This is a genomic window from Marinilactibacillus piezotolerans, from assembly GCF_900114235.1.
GTDB classification, from domain to species: domain Bacteria; phylum Bacillota; class Bacilli; order Lactobacillales; family Carnobacteriaceae_A; genus Marinilactibacillus; species Marinilactibacillus piezotolerans.
In genome coordinates this window covers 1-20,910 of the sequence record NZ_FOSJ01000038.1, presented here as the reverse complement: position 1 = coordinate 20,910, position 20,910 = coordinate 1, and the positions used below count along the sequence as shown (strand labels likewise).

Genomic DNA, 20,910 nt, shown 5'->3' with positions numbered 1-20,910 from the left:
CTGTAATAGCTTGCATGAACAAGCTGTTAAAAGTTACTCATTATTTAGTTAATAAAAATGAGTTATATGATTATGCTAAGTCCCCACATAGCTAATCTTTATATTAATAGTATACATGCCTAGCTTGTAAAAAAAAAGCATAACCGCTAGGTTTATTTAGTATGTAAAAAGGTAACTTAATAGGTGTCAACTTGATACAGATATAAATTAATAAGAGTTATGACTTGACTGCACCTAGGAAATAACGTTGGTAGAGAATAAAGTCAAACGGTAATAAATTTTGGAAGAGGACGTACAACGAGCTTACGCTGCTGTACGTTCTCTTTCTTTTTCTATCGTTTTGATTTTATTTCTGATTGGTTTTAAATTGAAGTGCAGGATAATGCGATTTTTATAGTGAATAAAGTTCCCGTAGCCATAGGCGACTCGGTTTAATACCTTGATTTTGTTATTGATCCCCTCTACCTTTCCATTGTTATAAGGATAATAGAAGGTATTTTGGATATGAGGGAAATGAGCGCTCAACGTCTTTAAACTAGTTTTCATGTATTCAGACAGTTCGGGAGAAGCTGGTTGGTCTAAAATAGTTCTTAATTGTTTTGAGTCATTGTTTTCGACGGTTTTAAGAATGGCTTGATACACGGTATAAGCTGCTTTCAACTCTGGATCGTACGCCAACATCTCAGAAACGATTGCTGATTCCAGACGCTGTCCGAACATGGGAAAGTATTGATAGGTGGTATAAGATAACTCAGACTCTTTCTTCAGTAGTTTCTTCCAGAAGTGTTTTAAGCGTCTGTACTTTTTCTGATCTTCTCCATTAGATGTTCGAAGTCGATTCATGACTTTTACGCGTGTTTTGTTCATCGCTCGGTTCACGAGCTGAACGATATGAAATCGATCAATAATGATATCAGCGTTCGGAAACAATTCTGGGATGAAGCTGACGTAACTGGCATTCATGTCTGTCGTTATTGTTTTGACTTTATTTCTCTGATTCTGGCTGTATCGAGAACAGAAGTGATTTTTGATTGTCCGAGTATTTTTGCTTTCTAAGATATCTAGTATCGTGCCCGTTACGACATCGATATACTCAAAAGCCATTTGTCCATCACCATACTTAAACTCATCAAAAGACAAGTTCTCCGGCAATGATTGGTAGTAAGGTTGATAATACTTCGCTTGTTCATTGATGATTCTTTGAATCGTTGTGGAAGAGACATTCGTCTCTTCTGCCAAGCTCTTGATCGAACGAGCATCAGCTGACTTCGCCAGTATTTCTGCTTTGATAAAATTAGAGATAAAACACGCCTCTTTTACAATCGGTGTTTCCGCAGTAAATGTTGCTTCACAAGACGTACACTTGAACCGCTGCTTTTTCACTCTAAGATAGGTTGGGTAAATACCAGACATTGGAAAAGTGATTCTAGAAGTTTGAGTACCATTTTTATAGATAGAGAAGTCCCTATTTGGTTCCTGACATTTCTTACATTCCGTAGGAATATAAGTCAATGTACAGTCTATAAATTTACATTTCTTTTGTTTATGTATGCCGTAAGACACGCAGTTATCTTCGAAAATCATATTTTTGTCTTGAATATCTAGTACATTTTGCATATCATTTGATGTAGGCAAGTGAGTTCCTCCTATGGATATTTGGTTTTCGTCGACTATTATTCTACAGGAGAACTCACTTGTTTTCTAATTAAAAAGAAGAAAATGACGTTGGTGATTTCTCACCAACGTCATTTATTATAGAACCGGTTAAAGGGACTAAACCTAACCAAAGAAAGGGGTTCTCTCAATGGCAACTTTACACGAAAATCGTCTACTTTTCAATTCAAATGTTACAGTATCTCACTCTGGTGGAAATTTGTCCTCAGATTCCGGCTTAATATTAGCAAAAGAATTCATGAACAAATTTGAGTTTAGCCAAATCTTATGTAAAAACATCCAGATTCAAGATGACCGACTGTATCATGTTCATGAAAATGAATCTATTCTGGAACAAATCATCTTGCAGTTGATTGCAGGCTATCCTACAGATTCTTCAGCCAATATATTAGCAACGGATCCTATCTTTCAAGGTGTTTTAAGCAAAAAGCGGTTGGCTTCACAGTCATCCATTTCTCGCTTTTGGGATCGGATGTCAACAGAAAATATCGTCCAGCTACAAAAGGTTAACCAGATTTTGATTGATAAAGCACGTACGATTCGAAATACGAACGAAATGATTTTCGATTTAGATTCTACTCACAGTGATACCTTTGGAAACCAAGAAATGACCGATTATAATGCGCATTACCAGACAACCGGTTATCATCCACTCGTTGCCTTTGATGGCCTTACCGGAGACGTTCTTAAAGCAGAACTTCGTTCTGGAAATGTCTACACCTCAAAAGGCGTCGCAGCATTTACTCGTCCATTATTTGAGCATTATCACTCTGTGACACCAGTAAGCACTATTATGGTACGTGCAGATAGTGGATTCGCAATGCCTGATTTGTATGAACTTTGTGAAGAGTACGATAGTTTGTATACTATCCGTTTGAAATCCAATCGTAATCTGTACAGAATCGCTGAGCAATTCGTTACCATTAAGGATCATCACGATTGGAGTAAGAAAGAAGTTCATTACTATAACGCCACTTATCAAGCAAAGTCGTGGGGAAAATCCAGAAGGATCTGCATAAAATCAACCAGAGAAGCTAGTGAATTGCTTTTTAGACATGAATTCATCATTACCAATTTTTCAAAAGACGTCTCTCCAGAAATGGTTTTCCAAACGTATTCAAAAAGAGGAACGATGGAAAATTACATTAAGGAAGCAAAAAACGGCTTTTACTTGGATAAAACAGATAGCCCACGTTTTATAGAAAATCATGCTCGTATGATCGTAAGCCTATTGGCTTACAATATCGTGAACTTCATGCGAACATTGTGTTTTACCAATGAAACGAAAGGGTATCAGGTTTCTACTATTCGCTTATTTCTCTTTAAAATTGCTGGAAAGATAGTTCATTCCGGAAGAAGACAATACTTGAAATTAAGTAGTTACCATGTTTACCAGAAGCTATTTTATCGGATTCTACAAAACATTCAGGTACTGCAGTGTTAGTTGCTTTTATTGCGCCATTCAAAAAAATTCGTTAACCATCCGATAGGATGAGTGCGCCCAAAATGAGGTCTTTCTTGAACTTAATCAGTTAGCAAAAATAAATTAAACCCTTTAGAAGAATATTTTTGAGAAAAAGAGCCATTGAGCATAAAACTAAACAGATAATTATAAAATTTGGTAGTTTATAAAAAGTATGAATTATTCAGGTACTCTATACTCTTATTTTTTTTCAAGAACTCAAAAAAGCGGAAACTACCCGAATTTTAAATCTGGGAGTTTCCGCTTTTTTCATTTCAAGGATGGACTATTGTCCCAGCCTCTTCTAATTTATTCTTAAGATATTTTTACTTTTTCTGCAGGTACTGATACTTCTTTTTGTTCTTTTCGACCTTTCAACTTATACTTCATTAATCTCATGGCATTGAAAATTACCACCAAGATACTACCTTCATGAACCAACATTCCAATAGACATATTCATCCATTCGCTGAAGAAGACGCTGGTCAACAAGACCAACACTACTCCAATTGAAATCGCGATATTTTGTTTCATATTATTTGCGGTGGCTTTTACTAATCCTAATGCGTGAGGCAAGTTGCTGAAGTTCGAGTTCATTAAAACGACATCGGATGTTTCAATCGCTACGTCCGTTCCGCTTCCCATTGCGATGCCAATGTCTGCTAAAGCTAAGGACGGACTATCGTTAACGCCATCTCCAACAAAGGCTACAATTTGACCACGTTGTTGAAGTTTTCCGATATAAGCCGATTTGTCTTCCGGCAACATGTGGCCGTGAGCTTCGGTCAAACCAAGTTCGCCGGCGACCACATCAACGGTTCCTTGGTTATCTCCTGAAAGAACGACTAGATTTTTCACGCCCAAGTCTTTTAATTCCTGCAAATTAGCTTTCACACCCGGACGGACTTGATCGCGGATGCCCATCAGTACTTTTAATTCACCGTCGACCGCTGTCAAAACGAGAGAGTTCCCTTGTTGTTCAAACCGTTTGACATCTTTTTGCACTTTTTTGCTGAGAGTGACATTTTCTTTTTCCATCAAGGCCACATTCCCAACAGCCACTCTATGTCCAGCTACACTTGAAACGATTCCGCCGCCTTTCACGACTTCAGTTCCTTCAACAGGATAAAAGTTTGTTTCTCCAATTTGATTTAAGACCGCTTTTGCTAATGGATGATCTGATTCCCGTTCCACACTGGCCAGATAGCCAAGCGTTTCAGCAGAATCTTTTTCATACAGTTCAGTCGCTGCAACGGTTGGGTTTCCGACAGTTAAAGTACCTGTCTTATCAAATACAATTGTATCCACATTGCTGAAGTCTTGAATGACTTCACTCCCTTTTAAAAGAACACCGTTACGAGCACCATTCCCAATACCGGCAACGTTTGAGACAGGCACTCCGATAACTAATGCGCCTGGGCAACCTAGAACCAAGATGGTGATTGCTAACTCAATATTTTGACTGAACGCCCATACAACAATTGCCAGAACCAAGACAGCTGGTGTGTAGTATTTAGAAAAGCGATCAATGAACCGTTCCGCTTCGGATTTAGAATCTTGTGCTTCTTCCACGAGTTCAATAATTTTTCCAAATGTGGTGTCCTCACCAACTCGGTCAGCTCTGATTTGAATCGTTCCGTTTTCTAAAATGGTTCCTGCAAAAACTTCTGCATCAGCTAGCTTGTTGACCGGAACAGCTTCACCTGTAATGCTAGCTTCATTGATATGCCCTTCACCCGTAAGGACTGTGCCATCTACTGGAACTTTCGCACCCGTTTTAACGAGCAAGATATCCCCTTCATCCACATCATCCACTTCTACTTCTTCAAATTCGCCATTATCCATTTGTTTCAAGGCGCTTTCGGGTGCCATTTCAGTCAATTCTTTGATAGCAGATCGCGTTTGGTTCAATGTTCGTTGTTCCAAGTAGTGTCCGAATAAGAATAAGAACGTGACAATAGCCGATTCTTCATAATTTTGAATAAAAAGCGCACCAATCGCTGCAATACTGACTAAGACATCAATACTGATGATTTTGACTTTCATTGCTTGAAACGCTTGAATGGCAATTGGCGTAATCCCAAAGACAGAGGCGATGATCAAAGACCACTCTGAAAGTCCTACGTTTTCTAAAACAAAGTGACTGAAGAAACCGAGTGCGATTAACAATCCACTGATGACGGTGATAACATTTTTCTTGCTTAATATATATTGTTGCATGCTTTTTCCCTCCAAATTTAATTTCTCTTTTATTGATAAACACAGTATAAGATAATTGCCTAAGTAATTAATTGACTGACATCAAGCTTTGAAAAAATACGTGTCCCTTTTCACTATTTTTTTGATCTAACAGCCTCAATGACACTTATTCCTCTTTACAGTTATAACGATACCCTCTTTTTATCGAATAAAAATTGACGGCTATCAAGTTTAGAAAGTTCTCTTTTATCGTTTCTAAGCACCTCGAATCGGATTGCAACAAAAAAGCAATCCCGGAAAAATAGCTTTTCTTCCAGAATTGCCTAGTTCATTTAATCTGTTAAGCGGCCTTGACTTTTGCTTTAAGGACCGGATAGCCTACGTTTTCGATAGCTTTTTGAATCTCTTCAATCGAAGTGACAGCTGAATCAAAATTGGTTTTGACTTTGCTGGAGTTGAATAATACTTTAATGCTGTCTTTATCAATACCGTTAACTGATTTCAAGGCACCTTCAATTTTTTGCATACAACTTGGACAAGACAACGTTTCTAATTGCAATATAGCTTTTTCCACAATTCCTATCTCCTTTATGTGTTTTTATTTTATCGGCAGCAGATTAATGAACACTGCCTTTTCCTCTTTACAACTGTAGTATAGCTCACTTTTAGCAAACGAAAATTGACGCATATCAAGTTTTGTACTTCTTTTTATCTTTTTGCTCAATTCACCATCTTAATAGTCTTTTTCTGCCCCTTATTGCCATCAGAATAATAAGAAATTGGTGGATAGTCTTGTCTGCGTATAAACCATACTACAATCGCGCCAATAAACAGGGCCAGAGACAAGGCTTGCGAAACGCGGATCCACTCGCCAATCCATAAACTGTCCGTTCGCATACCTTCAATGAAGAACCGACCCACTGAGTACCACAAAACGTAACTCAAAGCGACTTCTCCTTGACGCAAAAGCTGTTTTCGGTTCCGTATAGTGACGATGAGGACAAAGCCCAACAAACTCCACAATGACTCGTATAAAAAAGTCGGATGGTAGTAGGTACCATTGATATTCATTTGTTCAATGATAAATTCAGGTAAATAAAGATTTTCCAAGAATTGACGAGTAACCGGTCCACCATGAGCTTCCTGATTCATAAAATTGCCCCAACGACCAATGGACTGGGCTAACAATACATTGGGCGCTAAAATATCAAGAACGAGTGCCAAAGAAGTACCTTTTTTCTTTGCATACCAATATAGCGTACCCCCTCCTGCAATCAATCCCCCATAAATCGCAATGCCGCCATTCCAAATCGCAAGGATTTGTCCTGGATTTTGCAGATAATAACCAAGTTCAAATAACACATAATAAAGCCGAGCTCCGAGAAGTCCAATCGGAATTGCCCATAAGGCCATATCGATAATAGTATCCTCTTCCAGTCCTTTTTTCTTTGCTTCCTTGGTGCTCAACTGGAGAGCCGCTAATATGCCCGCTGCAATAATGACTCCATACCAATGAATCACAACAGAACCAATCTCCACCGCATGGGGATTCAAAACGCCTAATACGAATTCCATTCTATTTGATCCATTTCTTCAATTTTTCGCGTCATTCTAGTCATGGTGATGCTGAACAAGATTCCGGCTAAGCTCCATGGAAACCAAACAGTGAATTCACTTTTAGCTCCCTGGTCACTCGCTTCGTAATACGCCACTTTTCCGTGTCCGATTATTCGCTGTAAAGCAATAAATCATCTAAATCCTGAATCTTGATCCTTTTCCCAGACAGCTGTTGAATCAATCCCTCGTCCTCCAATTCTCCAAATTTGCGACTGATGGTCTCAGGTGTCGTTCCTAAATAGGAAGCAATGTCCTTTTTTGCCATCGGCAGGGTGATGGTGGGAGAGTTGCCCATTTCAGGTTCCACATTTTCTGCCAAAAACAAAACTAAACGGGTAATGACACTCTCCACGGCTACTTGTGTCGTTTGACGTTCTGAACTTTCTAACCGTTTAGACATTTCCGCCAATAGTTTTAAAGAAATAGCTGGGTATTGTTCCAGAAAATCTTGGACATCTTTTTGCTGAATCATACAGACAACGGTATCTCGGGTTGCTTCGGCATATTCCTCGTGTACTGCATCCGGGTTGAACAAGGTCCATTCTCCGGTGAAATCACCAGGGTTCAAGATCCGCACTAGCTGCTCTTTGCCAGAGTCTGCCAATCGATAAATACGGATTTTCCCACGATTGATAATATATAAAGTATCCTCTTTTTCTTGTGAACGAAACAGAAACTCTCCTTTTTGATACTGTTTCGTGTGGGCTTTTTCAGCAATGTAATTCATCGCGCTATCCTCTAAGTGATTGAATATTGGAACCAAGCGGATACAGGCTGCGTGGTCACCAATTTCATGATGGGTATGTTTAGTCAATTCATTCTCCCCCTTTATTTATTTTGTTTATATTCGCTGCTTTTATTATATAAGTCTCTTACTACAAAAAAAATTGATGCACATCAAGAAAATGAAAAAAGGACTGGAAAGAATTCCAATCCCTAAATCAGCTTCTACTTTTACCTTAATCTTCATCCTCATCAAGAGCGTCATCATCTTCTAATGCTTCTTTACCAATGAACGCTTGCAGCATCCAAATGTTCTTGTCTAAGTCATTTTTAAAAGCAATCAATGTATCTTCTAAAGCATCGTCACCCTCGTCTTGAGCTAAACGAATCGCGCGAATAGTTAGGTCACGAGTGCTTCTGAAGTCCTCGATAATATTTTCAACCATGTCTTCTGCTTTAGCGTATTTATTAACTGCATCTTCCGAAAGCATCGAATATTTTTCAAATTCAACCGTTGTCGAAGCAGGTTTATGCCCAGAAGTAATTAGACGCTCCGCAAGTTTGTCGAACCATTTTTCATTTTCGTTATACAACTCTTCAAATTTTTCATGCAACGTAAAGAAATTGGCTCCTTTTACATACCAGTGATATTGGTGCAGTTTCACATGTAATGTATGCATGTTGCCTAAAAGATGATCCGCAATGGCCGCTGCATTAATTTTCGTATGATGAACATGTTCCTTGTGTTCTTGTTCTTCTTGCAATCTTTCTTGGGGTGTTCTTTCTTGAGTAGCTTTATTTTCAGTCATGATTTATTCCTCCTATAATTTTGGTTTGTTTAAAATAGCTTTCTTTGATTCCTCCTTTTTCTTTACTGAATTTAGTATAGGATAGATTTCCGTTAAAAAAATTGACGCTCATCAAGAAAAGTATTTCTTTATAGACGCCAGGCTTCTCTATTAAATTCAACTGAAATAATCAAAGGAATGAAGTCGTTCCCTCCAAACAAAAATTTCATTAAAGTAGGGCCTAAAAAAAGAATAGCAACTATACTTTGTCAAGAGACCTTACTGCTATTTTTTTGCTTGTTATTCTTCAATTACCAAATGTCTTGCCTTGCAGTTTATTTAATGCTCTTTCTCACTAGTGTTGCATGTAACACTAGTGAGAAAGAGCATTAATAAGATAAACCTAGACGAATAACTTTATCGAGGAAGAAATGGGAAAAATTAAAAATAGTTATATATGTTCTTTGGGGCTTACTATAGACTTGATAGGTGGAAAATGGAAATTAATCATTCTTTGGTATTTAATAGATAACACAAAAAGATTTACCGAACTTAGACGTTTAATACCAACAATTACACAAAAAATACTTACGGAGCAGTTGAAAGAATTAGAAATTAATCATATTATTTCTAGAAAAGTTTATCCAACTGTACCTCCTAAAGTAGAATACTCATTAACTTCTTATGATAAGAGCCTGATTCCAATCATAAATAGGTTATGTGATTGGACTGAATCATATGCGGAGGAAAATAATATAATTTTATGAACAGATTTTTTTATTAAAAATCTTATTTATTTATTCTTTTATTTATTCATACAGGCTGCTCTGCTAAAGCAAAGCAGCCTCATTTATTAACTTACTTCGTTATCGCTCTGGCCGGACTGAATAATGTCCATCGCACTTCCCAGTGCACTGTCGACCATATTTTGAACAGCAACAGTCGTATAAAATCCGATATGCGGTGTGATCAATACATTATTCATGTTCATTAATTTCTTTAGGTTTTCATCCGACAGGTCTTTTCCGGATAGATCATGATTGAAGAAATGCTGCTCGTTTGGCAAGGTATCCAAGGCTGCACCCGCAATTTTATTCTGTTCCAATGCCTGGATCAATGCTGGTACATCCACAACAGGACCGCGCGCTGCATTGATGATATAAGCGTCAGATTTCATCTGATTCAATGCTGCTTCATCTATTAAATGTGTCGTTGTTTCATCTAAGGGCACATGGAGACTGACAATGTCCGCTTTTTCAAGCACTGCTTTTTGTGACGGTTCATATGTTAAAATGTCCTGCATTTCTGTTCTCTGCACTGGATCGTAAGCTATCACCGTTGCTCCTAGAGCATGGAATAGCCTAGCCGCCGTGCCGCCGATCTTTCCAGCTCCGATAATCCCGACAGTCAATGTATTGATTTCCTTTGCAATCAAGCCGACCCAGCGGAAATCGCCGCGAGACTGGTTCTCTTCCAAGATAGGATTGTTTCGAATCAGGCGCAGCGCCTGCATCACCACAAGTTCCGCAACAGATGTTGGTGAATAGGCCGGAACATTGGTAATTTTAAGATGGTGTTTTTTTGCCAACGCTAAATCAATAATGTCATAACCAGCAGTCCTCAAAGCAATCTGTTTAATCCCGAATTGTTCCAACTGCTCATAGATTGTTTCTTCTGTAAGATCCACGCGCTGCTGAATACAGATGCCATCATAACCTTCTGCTAATTGAACATTTTCAGAAGTTAAAGGATCAGTTACCGGTGTCACTTCCACTCCATTTCGCTCTTCCCACGCTTTCAAAGCCGGTCTTTCGTCTTCTCTTATACTGAACATCATCAACTTCATTTAACCATGCCACCCTCGTTTAAAATTATTTCCAGTCTAGCATTGATGAGAATCTGACACAATACAGAGCCGTTTCTGCCTTATGCAACCTACATATTCTATCCTTTTAATATAGCATCTACTTCGTGTAAGTCGTAAGCTTCTGAAGTATCAAAAGTCACCACGTAATCTTTCACAACTGTAATATATAATGCATGCGCCCGGTGATTCCAAGACTCCTCCCAGTCATGTTCGAAAGGAAAAGCGGCTGCTTCATTGATTGCTTCTATTTGCTTTAGATAACTCGTATAATCCTCACAGACAAAAAGCATCCCTTTTCCTAATGGATTGATCAAGCTCGCTACTTCTTTCATGATTTGAACGATAGCTTCTCCCTGTTCGCTTTCATTTATGTAAAATTTTAAAGTTTTTGTACGCCTTGCTTCTGGTATTCCAAAGTATTGAGCCTCGGCTTCTTCCAGCAATTGATTGACCTTCGCTTTTTTCTGATCCAATATTATTCCTAGCGATGCTTTCATTATAGTTCTCCTCGTATTATAAGTTTATAGTTAAAAATTTAAGTTAATTTTGCTTGGATATTCTGGGATAATCCCTAATAATGGACCCATGGAATAGGTCCACCGGGAATCTGCTTTTTCTCCTTGTAGACAATCTACATTTTAAAGTCTGTATCCCAACAAATCGCTGTACTTTAAACGCATAAGCTGTACGTGACTGACTTTGACGACTAGCGTCGTAGCGCTAGAGGTGTGGCTGTCAAAAGTCTTTCTATACTGTACTCATTCGCGAGGTTGAGGCATACGATTTGTTTTTAGGGGTATCCCAGAGTATCTAAGCATATTCCAAATTCAAAGAAAGGAGGTCCTCTCCATGAAATTGTTTATTGGTTTAGATGTGAGCTCTACTAATTTAGACGCGTGCTTTCTAACAAGTGAATCCACTATTTTATTAGAGACTTCTGTCTCAAATGATCTAACAGGTGCCTGTGAAATCAGAGAGCTTACGCTTGATTATATCAAGCAGTTTGCGTTTAGCCGTGTTGTCATTGGTATGGAAGCTACAGGACAATATAGTTCTCTGCCTGCTTTATTTTTTCATGAAGATGAGGCATTACGTTCTCATGGCGTAGAAACAACCGTTGAAAACCCGCGTAATATCCACCGTTTCATGAAGGTTTTTACAGAAGATAAAAACGATCGACTTGATGCTTTTCATATCGCTGATTATTTACGACTTGAACGCTTCAATACCTCTCCAATCAAGGAAGAGCAATATATCGCTCTTCAATCTTTGACTCGTACACGTTTTAACCTTATCCAAGATATGACACGTACGAAACAACATTTCTTAAATATCTTATACATGAAATGTAATGTTTTACAGCGTGAATTAAAGTCGGACAACGGCTCAACTTCTGTTTTTAGTGCTACAATCATTGAGCTTTTTACAACGGATTACACGCTTGATGAAATTGGTTATATGCCTCTAGAACAGTTAATAGGTATTTTACAAGAAAAAGGGCGTGGGCGTTTCAGAGAACCTAAAAACCTGGCTGAACGGCTTCAAAAGGCCGTCAGAAGCTCTTACCGTTTAAGCAAGACGGTTCAGGACTCGATTGACAGCGTATTAGCCTCTCAAGTTCGTATTATCAGGACTTACCAGGAAGAAATAAAGGCCTTAGATAAAGCAGTAGTAGATATTCTAGAAGTCATTCCAGAGTCAAAGAGTTTACTCAGCATTCCTGGAATCGGCCCTGTATACACCGCCGGTATACTCGCTGAAGTTGGTCAAATTGGTCGATTTGCCTCTCAAGCTAAGTTAGCTAAATACGCTGGTTTATATTGGCCGAAAAATCAGTCTGGTCATTTTGAAAAAGAATCAACGCCACTCTCTAAACAAGGGAATCGATACCTACGATATTACTTAATTGAAGCCACCAATTCAGTAAAACGTCGTCTCCCTGAGTATTCTGAGTACTATGAGAAAAAATTCCAGGAAGTACCAAAATATCAACACAAACGAGCCCTCGCCTTGACCGCTAGAAAATTTGTGCGTTTGGTGGATAAATTACTACGAGACCACCAACTCTATACGCCCCCAAGGAGGTCGATAGAGCATTCTTAAAAATGAATGTCGCAAATCTTTTGGCACCTCTCTATAAGGAACTGAAGTTCCCTATATATAGTAGGTTTATTTGCCATACTCTTTTTCCTGAAAAGCTGCCCTCGCTATTAATCTCTTTATCTTGACTTATTACCATAAGACTTTAAATAGATAAAATAAATGAAAGCATCACTTTGCAGCGTATACAAAGTGATGCTTTTATAATTATGCTAAGCCGACACGTTCAAAAATTTCATCGACGTTTCTCAAATGATAGTGATAATCGAATGCATCCGCTACGTCATCTGCTGAGAGATAAGACATGATGGTTTCATTTTCTTCAATCAGTGGGCGGAAAGCCTTCTGCTCATCCCAGGCAATCGCTGTTTGTGGCTGAACCAGATCATAAGCAGCTTCACGGCTCAGACCTTTATCGATCAGTTTCAATAAGACGCGCTGACTGTAGATCAAGCCAAGCGTCGCATCCATATTACGTTTCATATTTTCAGGGAACACCGTCAAATTACGGACGATATTCGCAAATCGATTCAGCATGTAATTCAATAAAGTCGTACTGTCCGGTAGGATAATGCGCTCTGCAGAAGAGTGAGAAATATCCCGTTCATGCCATAAGCTGACATTTTCATAAGCAGCGACCATATGTCCGCGAATCACTCGAGCCAGTCCGGCCATATTCTCAGAACCAATCGGATTGCGTTTATGCGGCATTGCCGAAGAGCCTTTTTGACCTTTCGCGAACCCTTCTTCTACTTCTCTGGTTTCCGATTTCTGCAGTCCTCTGATTTCAGTAGCAAATTTTTCTATACTGGTAGCTATTAACGCAATAGAACTTACATACTCAGCATGCAAATCTCGGGGTAAGACTTGTGTAGAAATTTCCTGCGGGCGTGTTCCCAGTTTTTCACAGACATATTTTTCTACAAAAGTAGGAATGTTAGCAAATGTCCCAACAGCTCCACTCATTTTCCCTGCTTCCACACCTCTAGCAGCATGTTCAAAGCGCTCAATATGGCGTTTCATTTCTGAATACCATAAGGCCAGCTTCAACCCAAATGTCGTTGGTTCTGCGTGCACGCCATGCGTTCTCCCCATTGTAACGGTATATTTATGTTCTTTTGCTTTCTCACCGATGACTTCAAGCAAGTTCTGCAGATCTTTACGCAGAATATCATTTACTTGTTTTAATTGATACCCATAAGCTGTATCTACGACATCCGTACTGGTTAATCCATAATGGACCCACTTTTTCTCTTCGCCCAGCGATTCTGATACGGCACGTGTAAAAGCAACCACATCATGTTTTGTCTCTTTTTCGATTTCTAATATACGTTCAATATCAAAGGAAGCTTTTTCTCGTATTTTTTCAACATCTTCTTTAGGGATTTCTCCCAATTCTGCCCAAGCTTCATCTGCTAAAATTTCTACTTCTAGCCATGAATTATATCGATTTTCTTCTGACCATAATTTTTTCATTTCCGGCCTTGTATAACGTTCAATCATTTTATGACTCCTCTATTTCCTATAACAGGATTTTTACCAGATTTTAGTTTCATTGATTTCTTTTAAAGTTTCCTCTACATTCTCAGTCAAAATAGTAACATGCCCCATCTTTCGACCAATCTTCACATCCATTTTTCCATAGTCATGTACATGCCAAGAAGGTTTGGACTCATTCAACTCAAGTGCCTTTTTTAAATGCTCACCTAAAATATTGACCATGATCGCAGACTTCAAAAGCTCTACTTTAGGCAGACTGTAACCGCAAATGGCACGAATGTGCATATCAAATTGCGAATTTGAACAAGCTTCTATCGAGTAGTGCCCCGAATTATGCGGCCTTGGAGCCAGTTCATTGGCATAGAGGTGATCATTCTTCGTTACAAATAACTCTATCCCCAAAACACCAACCAACTGCAGCTTTTCAGCAATTTCTTCAGCAATCCTTCTTGCTTCATTTTGGACTTTTTCAGAAACTCTTGCAGGTATAACACTTTTAAGTAAAATATTATTTCGATGAATGTTCTCAGAAGCAGGAAACGTTGAGATATGGCCTCTGTCATTTCTAGTCACCATAATAGATACTTCTTTTTCAAATTCGACCCATTTTTCTAAGATACATATCCCATTCTCAAGTAAAGAAGCAGCTTCAGATAGGTCGGCTTTAGCTTTTAAGACATATTGCCCTTTACCATCATAGCCACCTTGAATGGTTTTTAAAACAGATGGATACCCGAATTCATTTATTGCAATATCTAATTCTTCTATAGTACTAATTTTAGCATAGGCAGCCACTGGAATCCCTGATTTTTTTAAAAATTCTTTTTCTTTTAATCGATTTTGAGTAACTAATAGCAAATCTGTCCCTTGAGGTACTCTAACTTGATCGATCACTTTTTCAATCGTGCCTGCATCTACATTTTCAAATTCATAAGTCAAAACATCACTGATTTCCGCCAATTTATCCAGTGCCTCTGCATCATCATATGCGGCCTCAATATGGTGATCTGCAACTTGGGCAGTTGGACAGTTTTTCGCCGGATCTAAAACGGCTATTTTGTATCCACGTTCTTTTGCTGAAAATGCCATCATTCTTCCCAGTTGTCCACCACCAATAATACCAATTGTACTTCCTGGTTCGATAAAATTAGACAAGTTCTTCACTACTTTCCAGTACTTTTTGTTTGAGCGTTTTTCTTCTATCTTCAATACGCTGTGCAACTCTTAAGTCAGTTGTTCCAAGTATTTGAGCTGCAAGTAAACCAGCATTTATTGCACCGGATTTTCCAATGGCTACTGTAGCGACTGGAACTCCTCCAGGCATTTGTACAATAGATAAAAGTGAATCCAAACCATTCAATGCTTGTGATTGAACAGGCACGCCAATTACAGGTAATGATGTCTTAGCCGCAACCATACCTGGTAAATGTGCCGCCCCTCCTGCTCCAGCAATGATCACTTTAATCCCTCTATCTCGAGCAGATTCTGCAAATTCAAACATTAATTCCGGTGTCCGGTGAGCTGATACCACCTTTTTTTCATATTCAATAGTTAATTCATCTAATATATCGCAAGCATGTTTCATTGTCTCCCAATCTGAAGTACTTCCCATAATTACCGCTACTTCTACTATCAAAAAAATGCCCCCTATTGTATGATTATTAATTTTCACAAACTATTCTTCTGTATTTTAACAATAAAAAGGCGATATAAAAAGCTTTAGTCGAACTTTTATCATCTTTTAAATAATATTGTTCGTTTTTGAATAAAAAATAATTTAGCTCATTACCCATGAGCCTACTTTTTACATAAATACATTCATGTAGATATGATCACTGAAATAGTAAAGCAACACTACTTTAAATAAATTACCAAACGACATTATTGATACTCTCCATCAATATAGTTTGCTCATAAGTAAACAATTTATTTCCATTATCAAATATCCTATTACAATTTTAACTTTTTATAGTGTATACTAACTAAAAAAGGTAGTGATAAATATGAGCGACAGAGATAAACAAAATAAACATACTAGAGAGAGCAATATTAGCAGTTCTATGCATGCCCGTGTTAATGTAGGTCGTGACTTGAATAGTAACACTGATAATAGTGGTCTCTTTGGACATTTTGATGTCGGCAGCATGAATAACAAAGATGAAAAGGGATCAAGTTCAGGTTCTACTTCATTTCTGCACACCGTTCTTTTTTATGTAATCGGGATTGGTTTGAGTATTGCTTTTATGTTTATTGGTTTATGGATATTTAATGATTATTTTAATAGCACTGAATCAAACGAATTCTGGCCATCAGCAGCTTCAATTATTGTTCCCCTTATTTTAGGATTTATTAGTTCAAAGTTAATCTTAAACCTCATAGATAAATATCTTTAGATGATAGTTAAAGTCTGAACATGCTTATTAAGAATCAATTTTAAATAAGCAAAACAGGATAATAAACATTCTTTCTAATTGTTTATTATCCTGTTTAATTTTCACTTTATGTTCCATACTGACTAATTACTGAATAACTTTTAGAAATCCCTCAAGAAAATCTTTCGAATCTCCCACATAACTAAAATCTGAATATTTGAAGATAGGTGCTTTGGGATCTTTATTTATCGAAATGATAAGCTCCGATTTTTCTATCCCCGTTGTATATTGTACTGCCCCGTGAATCCCCACGTTTATCAACAATTTAGGTGTAACTGTATTTCCTGACTGTCCGATTTGATCCTCTCCACTGAATTTAGAATGGTCTGTCAAAGGCCGAGTAACTCCAATTTTTGCTCCTAGTTTTCTAGCAAGTTCTTCTGCTAAACTAATAACTTTGTCATCAGATGCTCCTCGCCCTAATGCAATAACTCGATCAGCATTGGCAATACTATCGCTTTTAGAAAGTAAAGGTGTCTCTTCTATAATTTTTACGCGTTCTGCTTCTTTAAACATTAAATCATTCACTTCTGTTACTATAGTAGTGGTGTTACTGATTTTTTTAGCAGCAAATGTATTTGGTCTAACAGAAGCCATTTGTGGGCGGTGGTCAGGGCAGATAATTTCACACATGATGTTATCTCCATAAGATGGTTTTGTTTGAATTAAAAAATCATCGTCAAATGCTAAATTCAAACAATCAGAAGTCAATCCAGTGCCTAACTTCGCTTGTAGACGTGGTGCGATTGAGCGACCAACAACTGTTGCTCCAAAAAGAATACTATTCGGCTGGCGACGCTTGGTTAGTTCTGCCATTAAGTTAGCTATTTCAGAATCCGTTGCGTCTTTCAACCGATCATCTTTTACTACGATAATTTCATCTGGTCCATACTCCATTATATTATTTTCTAAATTCTTATCAGTAGCTTCAAATAATATAACAACCACTTTTTTATCATCTGCAATTTCTTTTGCTTTTGTAATTAATTGATAAGTAACAGGTTGAATAATACCTACATGTTTTTCTGCATATATCCAAATTTCCTGATCTGTCATTTTCATCTACCTTTCTTAGAGTAAATTATTTGCATTTAATTCTATTAATAATTCACGTATTGCTTCATCAGCTGAACCGTTAAGATATTTTGTGGATTTCGCTTCTTTTTCAGGTGCCCAGACACTGCGGACAATTGTAGGCGATCCTTTTACACCAATTCTATCTGGATCAACAGATAAGTTATTCTCATCCCATACTTGGATATCTTTCTTATAGCTTTGTTGGATATTACGGGGCGTTGGATAACGTGGTTCATTCATTTCTCTTCGTACAGTTATCACAGCAGGTAATTGAAATTCAATTTTTTGCTGCATGTTTTCTAACAGCCTCGTTGCTGTTATGGTTTTTCCACTATGACTATGCAGTTCACTAACAAATGTCACTTGTGGCCAATTTAAAAATTCCGATACAATCGGTCCTACCTGACTAGTATCAGCATCCACAGACTGCCGTCCAAATAATACTAAATCTACATTTCCAATTTTTTTGATTGCTTGCGATAAAACATATCCTGTGGCTAAGGTATCTGCTCCTCCAAATTGTCGCGAACTTAAAAGTACGGCACCATCGCAGCCCATAGCCAACCCTTCTCGCAATGTTATCTCAAAATCTTGAGGTCCCATAGACAATAAAATAATTTCTCCGCCCCATTCATCTTTCAAACGCAAAGCTGCTTCAATAGCATTTTTGTCATATGGATTCATTATTCCTTGTTCACCAGAACGTATTAAGTTCTTTGTAATCGGATCTATCTTTAAATTATTAGAAACAGGTACCTGTTTAATACATACTACAATCTTTAAGCTCATCAAGCTTACTCCTCTCTCTCATTAACAACTTCTTTAGATATTTCAATCATCATTTTTTCTAACGATCCTTCAGCAATCTGCAAAGCACGAGCATCACGAATCAAATGTTCTACAGGATATTCACGGCTGTAACCATATCCGCCTAACACTTGTAAAGCATGATCTGCTGCAGTAACTGAAGCCCGTCCTCCATAAGATTTTGCCATAGTCGCTACTTTAGCATAAGATTTCCCTGCTACTTTTAGCTTAGCAGCTTCTTGATATAATAGTTGCACATTCTCTTTTGCAATAGCTATTTCAGTAATTTTCGTCTGAATAGAATGTAATTGAATAATAGGAGTATCTATTGCCTCACGTTGTTTAGCATAATTAACTGCTATAGTTAGAGCATGTTCTGTAATTCCAGCTGCTATTGCTCCCATTAAAATACGTGCATCATAGTGGGCATTATCTCCTATTTCTACTCCTTGTCCAATTTTTCCAAGTAGGTGATCTTCACTAACCATGACATTTTCCAAGAATATCTCTCCTACTGGAGTGCCATTCATTCCAATAAACTCTTCTCGCTTTCCATGTTTAAACCCGGGCATATCTTCATCAACCAGAAAACAAGATAGTTCATTGGGTGAAGTTTTGAGCAATACACAATATACTTCGGCTAATCCTCCATTAGTAATCATTGTCTTATTACCATTTAAAACCCATTTATCTCCCTCTTTGACCGCATTAGCTGTATGCCCCATTACATTCGATCCACCTTGAGGTTCCGTAGAAGAGAACCCGAAGATACGGTGAGTTGCTTGAGGTAGATATTTTTCTTTCAATTCCGGTGTTGCATATTTCAATACCTGATCAACCGTTTTATAATGACCTTCTAAAGTAAAGGCAATACTTGCGTTACGTACAGCAAGATCATAAATAGTCTGAGAGCTTGCGATAGCATCGAATCCGGCTCCCCCATACTCTTCTGGTAAAGACAATCCTAGAAAGCCTGTATTTACTATATCTTTCCATAATTCTTCTGGAAAATCTCTTTCTTTGTCTATTAGCATATCAATCGGTTTCACTTTCTTGTCTGCAAAATCTGTGACCATTTGATGTAACATTACCTGTGGTTGTGTTAGTTCTATACTCACTTTTTACACTCCTTTGTTCGTTTATGCACAAATCAATTTTGTAATTAACAAGGTAACTATACATAAAAATAAATTTTATGTACTTGATTTAAATCAAGTATATAAAATTTATACTTCTTTTCTATATAATAAAAACCTGTTAAACTAGGAAAAACCCATATAAGTAATGATTCATAAGAAGGAGATTTCAGAATGAGAAATAACTTTATAAAATCTGATTATCATTTATCCTCATGTGAAAGCATGGAACATTATTGTATTGATGCTGTTCCATTATTTCAGTCATTAACAATACAGCAAAAAGGACAGTTACATTCATTGATTCAATATAAACATTACGCTCGTGGCGAAACTATCTACAGTCCCGGGCAAACTGCTGACTCTTTGTATGTATTGAATAGCGGAAGATTACGTGTGTATCGACTAGCTGATACTGGAAAAGAGCAATTGATACGTATTGTAAACCAAGGAGAATTCACTGGAGAATTAGCACTATTTAAAAAGGGGACTTATGAGGCTTTTACGGAAGCGTTGACAGACTGTTGTATTTGCGCTATAAAACATTCAGATTTTCGAGCATTACTAATTCAATATCCTTTAATATCTATAGAAATGCTTTCAGTCTTTGCTCAAAGGTTGGGAACTTCTGAGCAGCAAACGGCATGGGCTACTACTGAAACGGTAAAAGATAGATTGTTACATTTTTTAATTAGTCTCGTTGATTCTACTGAAGAAGAACCAATCGTTGAATTAAATATGGCTAAAAAAGACCTCGCTTCCTATTTAGGTACTACCTCTGAATCGTTAAGTCGGGAGTTGGCTCGCTTAGAAAAGGAAAATATTATAAAGGAAATAGCCTATGGGAAAATTAAATTATTTAATTTTGATAGTATCATTTAATTTTAGTTATCAACTAAACTAATAGGCTAACTAAAATAAAAAAAGCTGTTTGTTCTGACTCAATGTGATTTTTATCATAGAAACCTATAATTGATCACCTAACCATTCACTGAATAAAACATGATAAAGATATTCAAAATAGACCTTTTTTCGTTATAAAATAAATAAAAAAGGTCTCTAGATTGTTCTGCAATTATTTCTTTATTGCTGAATTTAAAACTTATACACTTTCAAACTAATAGTAAACCATCAACATCTTGTATTCGAATTTTTTTGTGTGTGACTTGCTTAATATAGCCTTTTTCTTCTAATTCATTAAACTTGCTGATTATTTCGCGCTCACAGGTCCATCAATATCCAATCCGAGTCCACCAATTCACGAATCAAGTCCTCCTCTGTTATCTGCTCGAATTTGCACTTCAAGGCAATCAATTCGCACATCAAGTCCACTTACTAGTCTCTTTTATGTATAGTAATTTTAGAAGGTAAAACTTCTAAAAAATACATGAAGGAGGCTATTTTTATGGCCAGAAAGATTCCAGTGAAGTTAGTGATGCAGTATCGAGATCAAGGTTTTTCTCGAAACATGATTGCTAAAACACAGAAAGTAGGACGTAGTTCAGTTAGTGATGTCTTCCAACGAGCA

The 20,910-nt window shown here is 37.5% G+C and carries 20 protein-coding genes; 5 read left to right on the top strand and 15 right to left on the bottom strand.

Going from position 1 to position 20,910, the window contains the following annotated elements; all coding sequences use genetic code 11:
* Positions 1–303: 303 nt before the first annotated feature.
* The gene (locus tag BM212_RS09045; protein ID WP_091898186.1) at positions 304–1,635 is read right to left on the bottom strand and encodes an ISL3 family transposase; all 1,332 of its coding nucleotides are present in this window, start codon (positions 1,633–1,635) and stop codon (positions 304–306) included.
* 169 nt (positions 1,636–1,804) lie between these two features.
* Between BM212_RS09045 and BM212_RS09040 the strand changes: the two genes are divergently transcribed.
* Positions 1,805–3,118, top strand: a complete 1,314-nt coding sequence (locus tag BM212_RS09040) for an IS1380 family transposase (protein WP_091898184.1) — start codon at positions 1,805–1,807, stop codon at positions 3,116–3,118.
* A gap of 333 nt (positions 3,119–3,451) precedes the next feature.
* Here BM212_RS09040 and BM212_RS09035 read toward each other — a convergent pair whose 3' ends face one another.
* The 6 genes from BM212_RS09035 to BM212_RS09010 all read right to left on the bottom strand — a co-directional run bounded on the left by BM212_RS09035 (position 3,452) and on the right by BM212_RS09010 (position 8,484).
* Complete coding sequence (locus BM212_RS09035) at positions 3,452–5,356, bottom strand: heavy metal translocating P-type ATPase (protein ID WP_091898182.1); 1,905 nt, start codon at positions 5,354–5,356, stop codon at positions 3,452–3,454.
* Between the two features lie 319 nt (positions 5,357–5,675).
* Entirely contained in the window at positions 5,676–5,909 is a 234-nt protein-coding gene (locus BM212_RS09025; RefSeq protein WP_003125439.1) for a heavy-metal-associated domain-containing protein, read from the bottom strand.
* A gap of 146 nt (positions 5,910–6,055) precedes the next feature.
* Positions 6,056–6,910, bottom strand: a complete 855-nt coding sequence (gene lgt / locus BM212_RS09020) for a prolipoprotein diacylglyceryl transferase (protein WP_003109035.1) — start codon at positions 6,908–6,910, stop codon at positions 6,056–6,058.
* A complete protein-coding gene (locus tag BM212_RS12615; protein WP_177206408.1) occupies positions 6,895–7,047 on the bottom strand; it encodes a hypothetical protein in 153 nt (50 codons plus the stop codon). Before BM212_RS12615 ends, lgt begins: the two co-directional genes overlap by 16 nt.
* A gap of 14 nt (positions 7,048–7,061) precedes the next feature.
* Positions 7,062–7,766 (bottom strand): Crp/Fnr family transcriptional regulator, encoded by a 705-nt coding sequence (locus BM212_RS09015; RefSeq protein ID WP_002292156.1) that lies wholly within the window; start codon positions 7,764–7,766, stop codon positions 7,062–7,064.
* A gap of 145 nt (positions 7,767–7,911) precedes the next feature.
* On the bottom strand, positions 7,912–8,484 hold the full coding sequence (locus tag BM212_RS09010; protein WP_002292150.1) for a Dps family protein: 573 nt from the start codon (positions 8,482–8,484) through the stop codon (positions 7,912–7,914).
* Positions 8,485–8,894: 410 nt separating this feature from the next.
* On the opposite strand from BM212_RS09010, the gene BM212_RS09005 reads away from it, so the two are divergent.
* The gene (locus tag BM212_RS09005) at positions 8,895–9,230 is read left to right on the top strand and encodes a winged helix-turn-helix transcriptional regulator (RefSeq protein WP_091898180.1); all 336 of its coding nucleotides are present in this window, start codon (positions 8,895–8,897) and stop codon (positions 9,228–9,230) included.
* A gap of 86 nt (positions 9,231–9,316) precedes the next feature.
* Here the strand turns inward: BM212_RS09005 and BM212_RS09000 are convergent, their stop codons facing one another.
* Positions 9,317–10,309, bottom strand: a complete 993-nt coding sequence (locus BM212_RS09000; RefSeq protein ID WP_091898178.1) for a D-2-hydroxyacid dehydrogenase — start codon at positions 10,307–10,309, stop codon at positions 9,317–9,319.
* 98 nt (positions 10,310–10,407) lie between these two features.
* Complete coding sequence (locus BM212_RS08995) at positions 10,408–10,827, bottom strand: hypothetical protein (RefSeq protein WP_091898176.1); 420 nt, start codon at positions 10,825–10,827, stop codon at positions 10,408–10,410.
* A 352-nt stretch (positions 10,828–11,179) separates the two neighbouring features.
* Between BM212_RS08995 and BM212_RS08990 the strand changes: the two genes are divergently transcribed.
* Positions 11,180–12,433: an IS110 family RNA-guided transposase gene (locus BM212_RS08990; RefSeq protein WP_091898175.1), complete on the top strand. Its 1,254-nt coding sequence runs from the start codon at positions 11,180–11,182 to the stop codon at positions 12,431–12,433.
* Between the two features lie 204 nt (positions 12,434–12,637).
* On the opposite strand, the gene purB is transcribed toward BM212_RS08990, so the two are convergent.
* From purB to purE, 3 genes are read right to left on the bottom strand one after another with little or no spacing between them, the layout of a single operon-like run.
* Positions 12,638–13,933, bottom strand: coding sequence for an adenylosuccinate lyase (purB, locus tag BM212_RS08985; RefSeq protein ID WP_091898174.1), 1,296 nt, complete (start codon positions 13,931–13,933; stop codon positions 12,638–12,640).
* A 33-nt stretch (positions 13,934–13,966) separates the two neighbouring features.
* Positions 13,967–15,094: a 5-(carboxyamino)imidazole ribonucleotide synthase gene (gene purK, locus BM212_RS08980; RefSeq protein ID WP_425434174.1), complete on the bottom strand. Its 1,128-nt coding sequence runs from the start codon at positions 15,092–15,094 to the stop codon at positions 13,967–13,969.
* Entirely contained in the window at positions 15,078–15,542 is a 465-nt protein-coding gene (gene purE, locus BM212_RS08975; protein ID WP_425434173.1) for a 5-(carboxyamino)imidazole ribonucleotide mutase, read from the bottom strand. Before purE ends, purK begins: the two co-directional genes overlap by 17 nt.
* Positions 15,543–15,933: 391 nt before the next feature.
* On the opposite strand from purE, the gene BM212_RS08970 reads away from it, so the two are divergent.
* Complete coding sequence (locus tag BM212_RS08970) at positions 15,934–16,323, top strand: hypothetical protein (protein WP_091898168.1); 390 nt, start codon at positions 15,934–15,936, stop codon at positions 16,321–16,323.
* Between the two features lie 126 nt (positions 16,324–16,449).
* On the opposite strand, the gene BM212_RS08965 is transcribed toward BM212_RS08970, so the two are convergent.
* Genes BM212_RS08965 through BM212_RS08955 form a run of 3 tightly spaced genes read right to left on the bottom strand, consistent with a single transcriptional unit; the run spans position 16,450 to position 19,364 of the window.
* Positions 16,450–17,418 (bottom strand): electron transfer flavoprotein subunit alpha/FixB family protein, encoded by a 969-nt coding sequence (locus BM212_RS08965; RefSeq protein ID WP_091898166.1) that lies wholly within the window; start codon positions 17,416–17,418, stop codon positions 16,450–16,452.
* Positions 17,419–17,433: 15 nt separating this feature from the next.
* On the bottom strand, positions 17,434–18,228 hold the full coding sequence (locus tag BM212_RS08960) for an electron transfer flavoprotein subunit beta/FixA family protein (RefSeq protein ID WP_091898164.1): 795 nt from the start codon (positions 18,226–18,228) through the stop codon (positions 17,434–17,436).
* 5 nt (positions 18,229–18,233) lie between these two features.
* A complete protein-coding gene (locus tag BM212_RS08955) occupies positions 18,234–19,364 on the bottom strand; it encodes an acyl-CoA dehydrogenase family protein (RefSeq protein ID WP_281244394.1) in 1,131 nt (376 codons plus the stop codon).
* Between the two features lie 192 nt (positions 19,365–19,556).
* Here BM212_RS08955 and BM212_RS08950 point away from each other — a divergent pair, with 192 nt between their 5' ends.
* Positions 19,557–20,264, top strand: coding sequence for a Crp/Fnr family transcriptional regulator (locus tag BM212_RS08950; protein ID WP_091898162.1), 708 nt, complete (start codon positions 19,557–19,559; stop codon positions 20,262–20,264).
* The last annotated feature ends 646 nt before the right edge of the window (positions 20,265–20,910 follow it).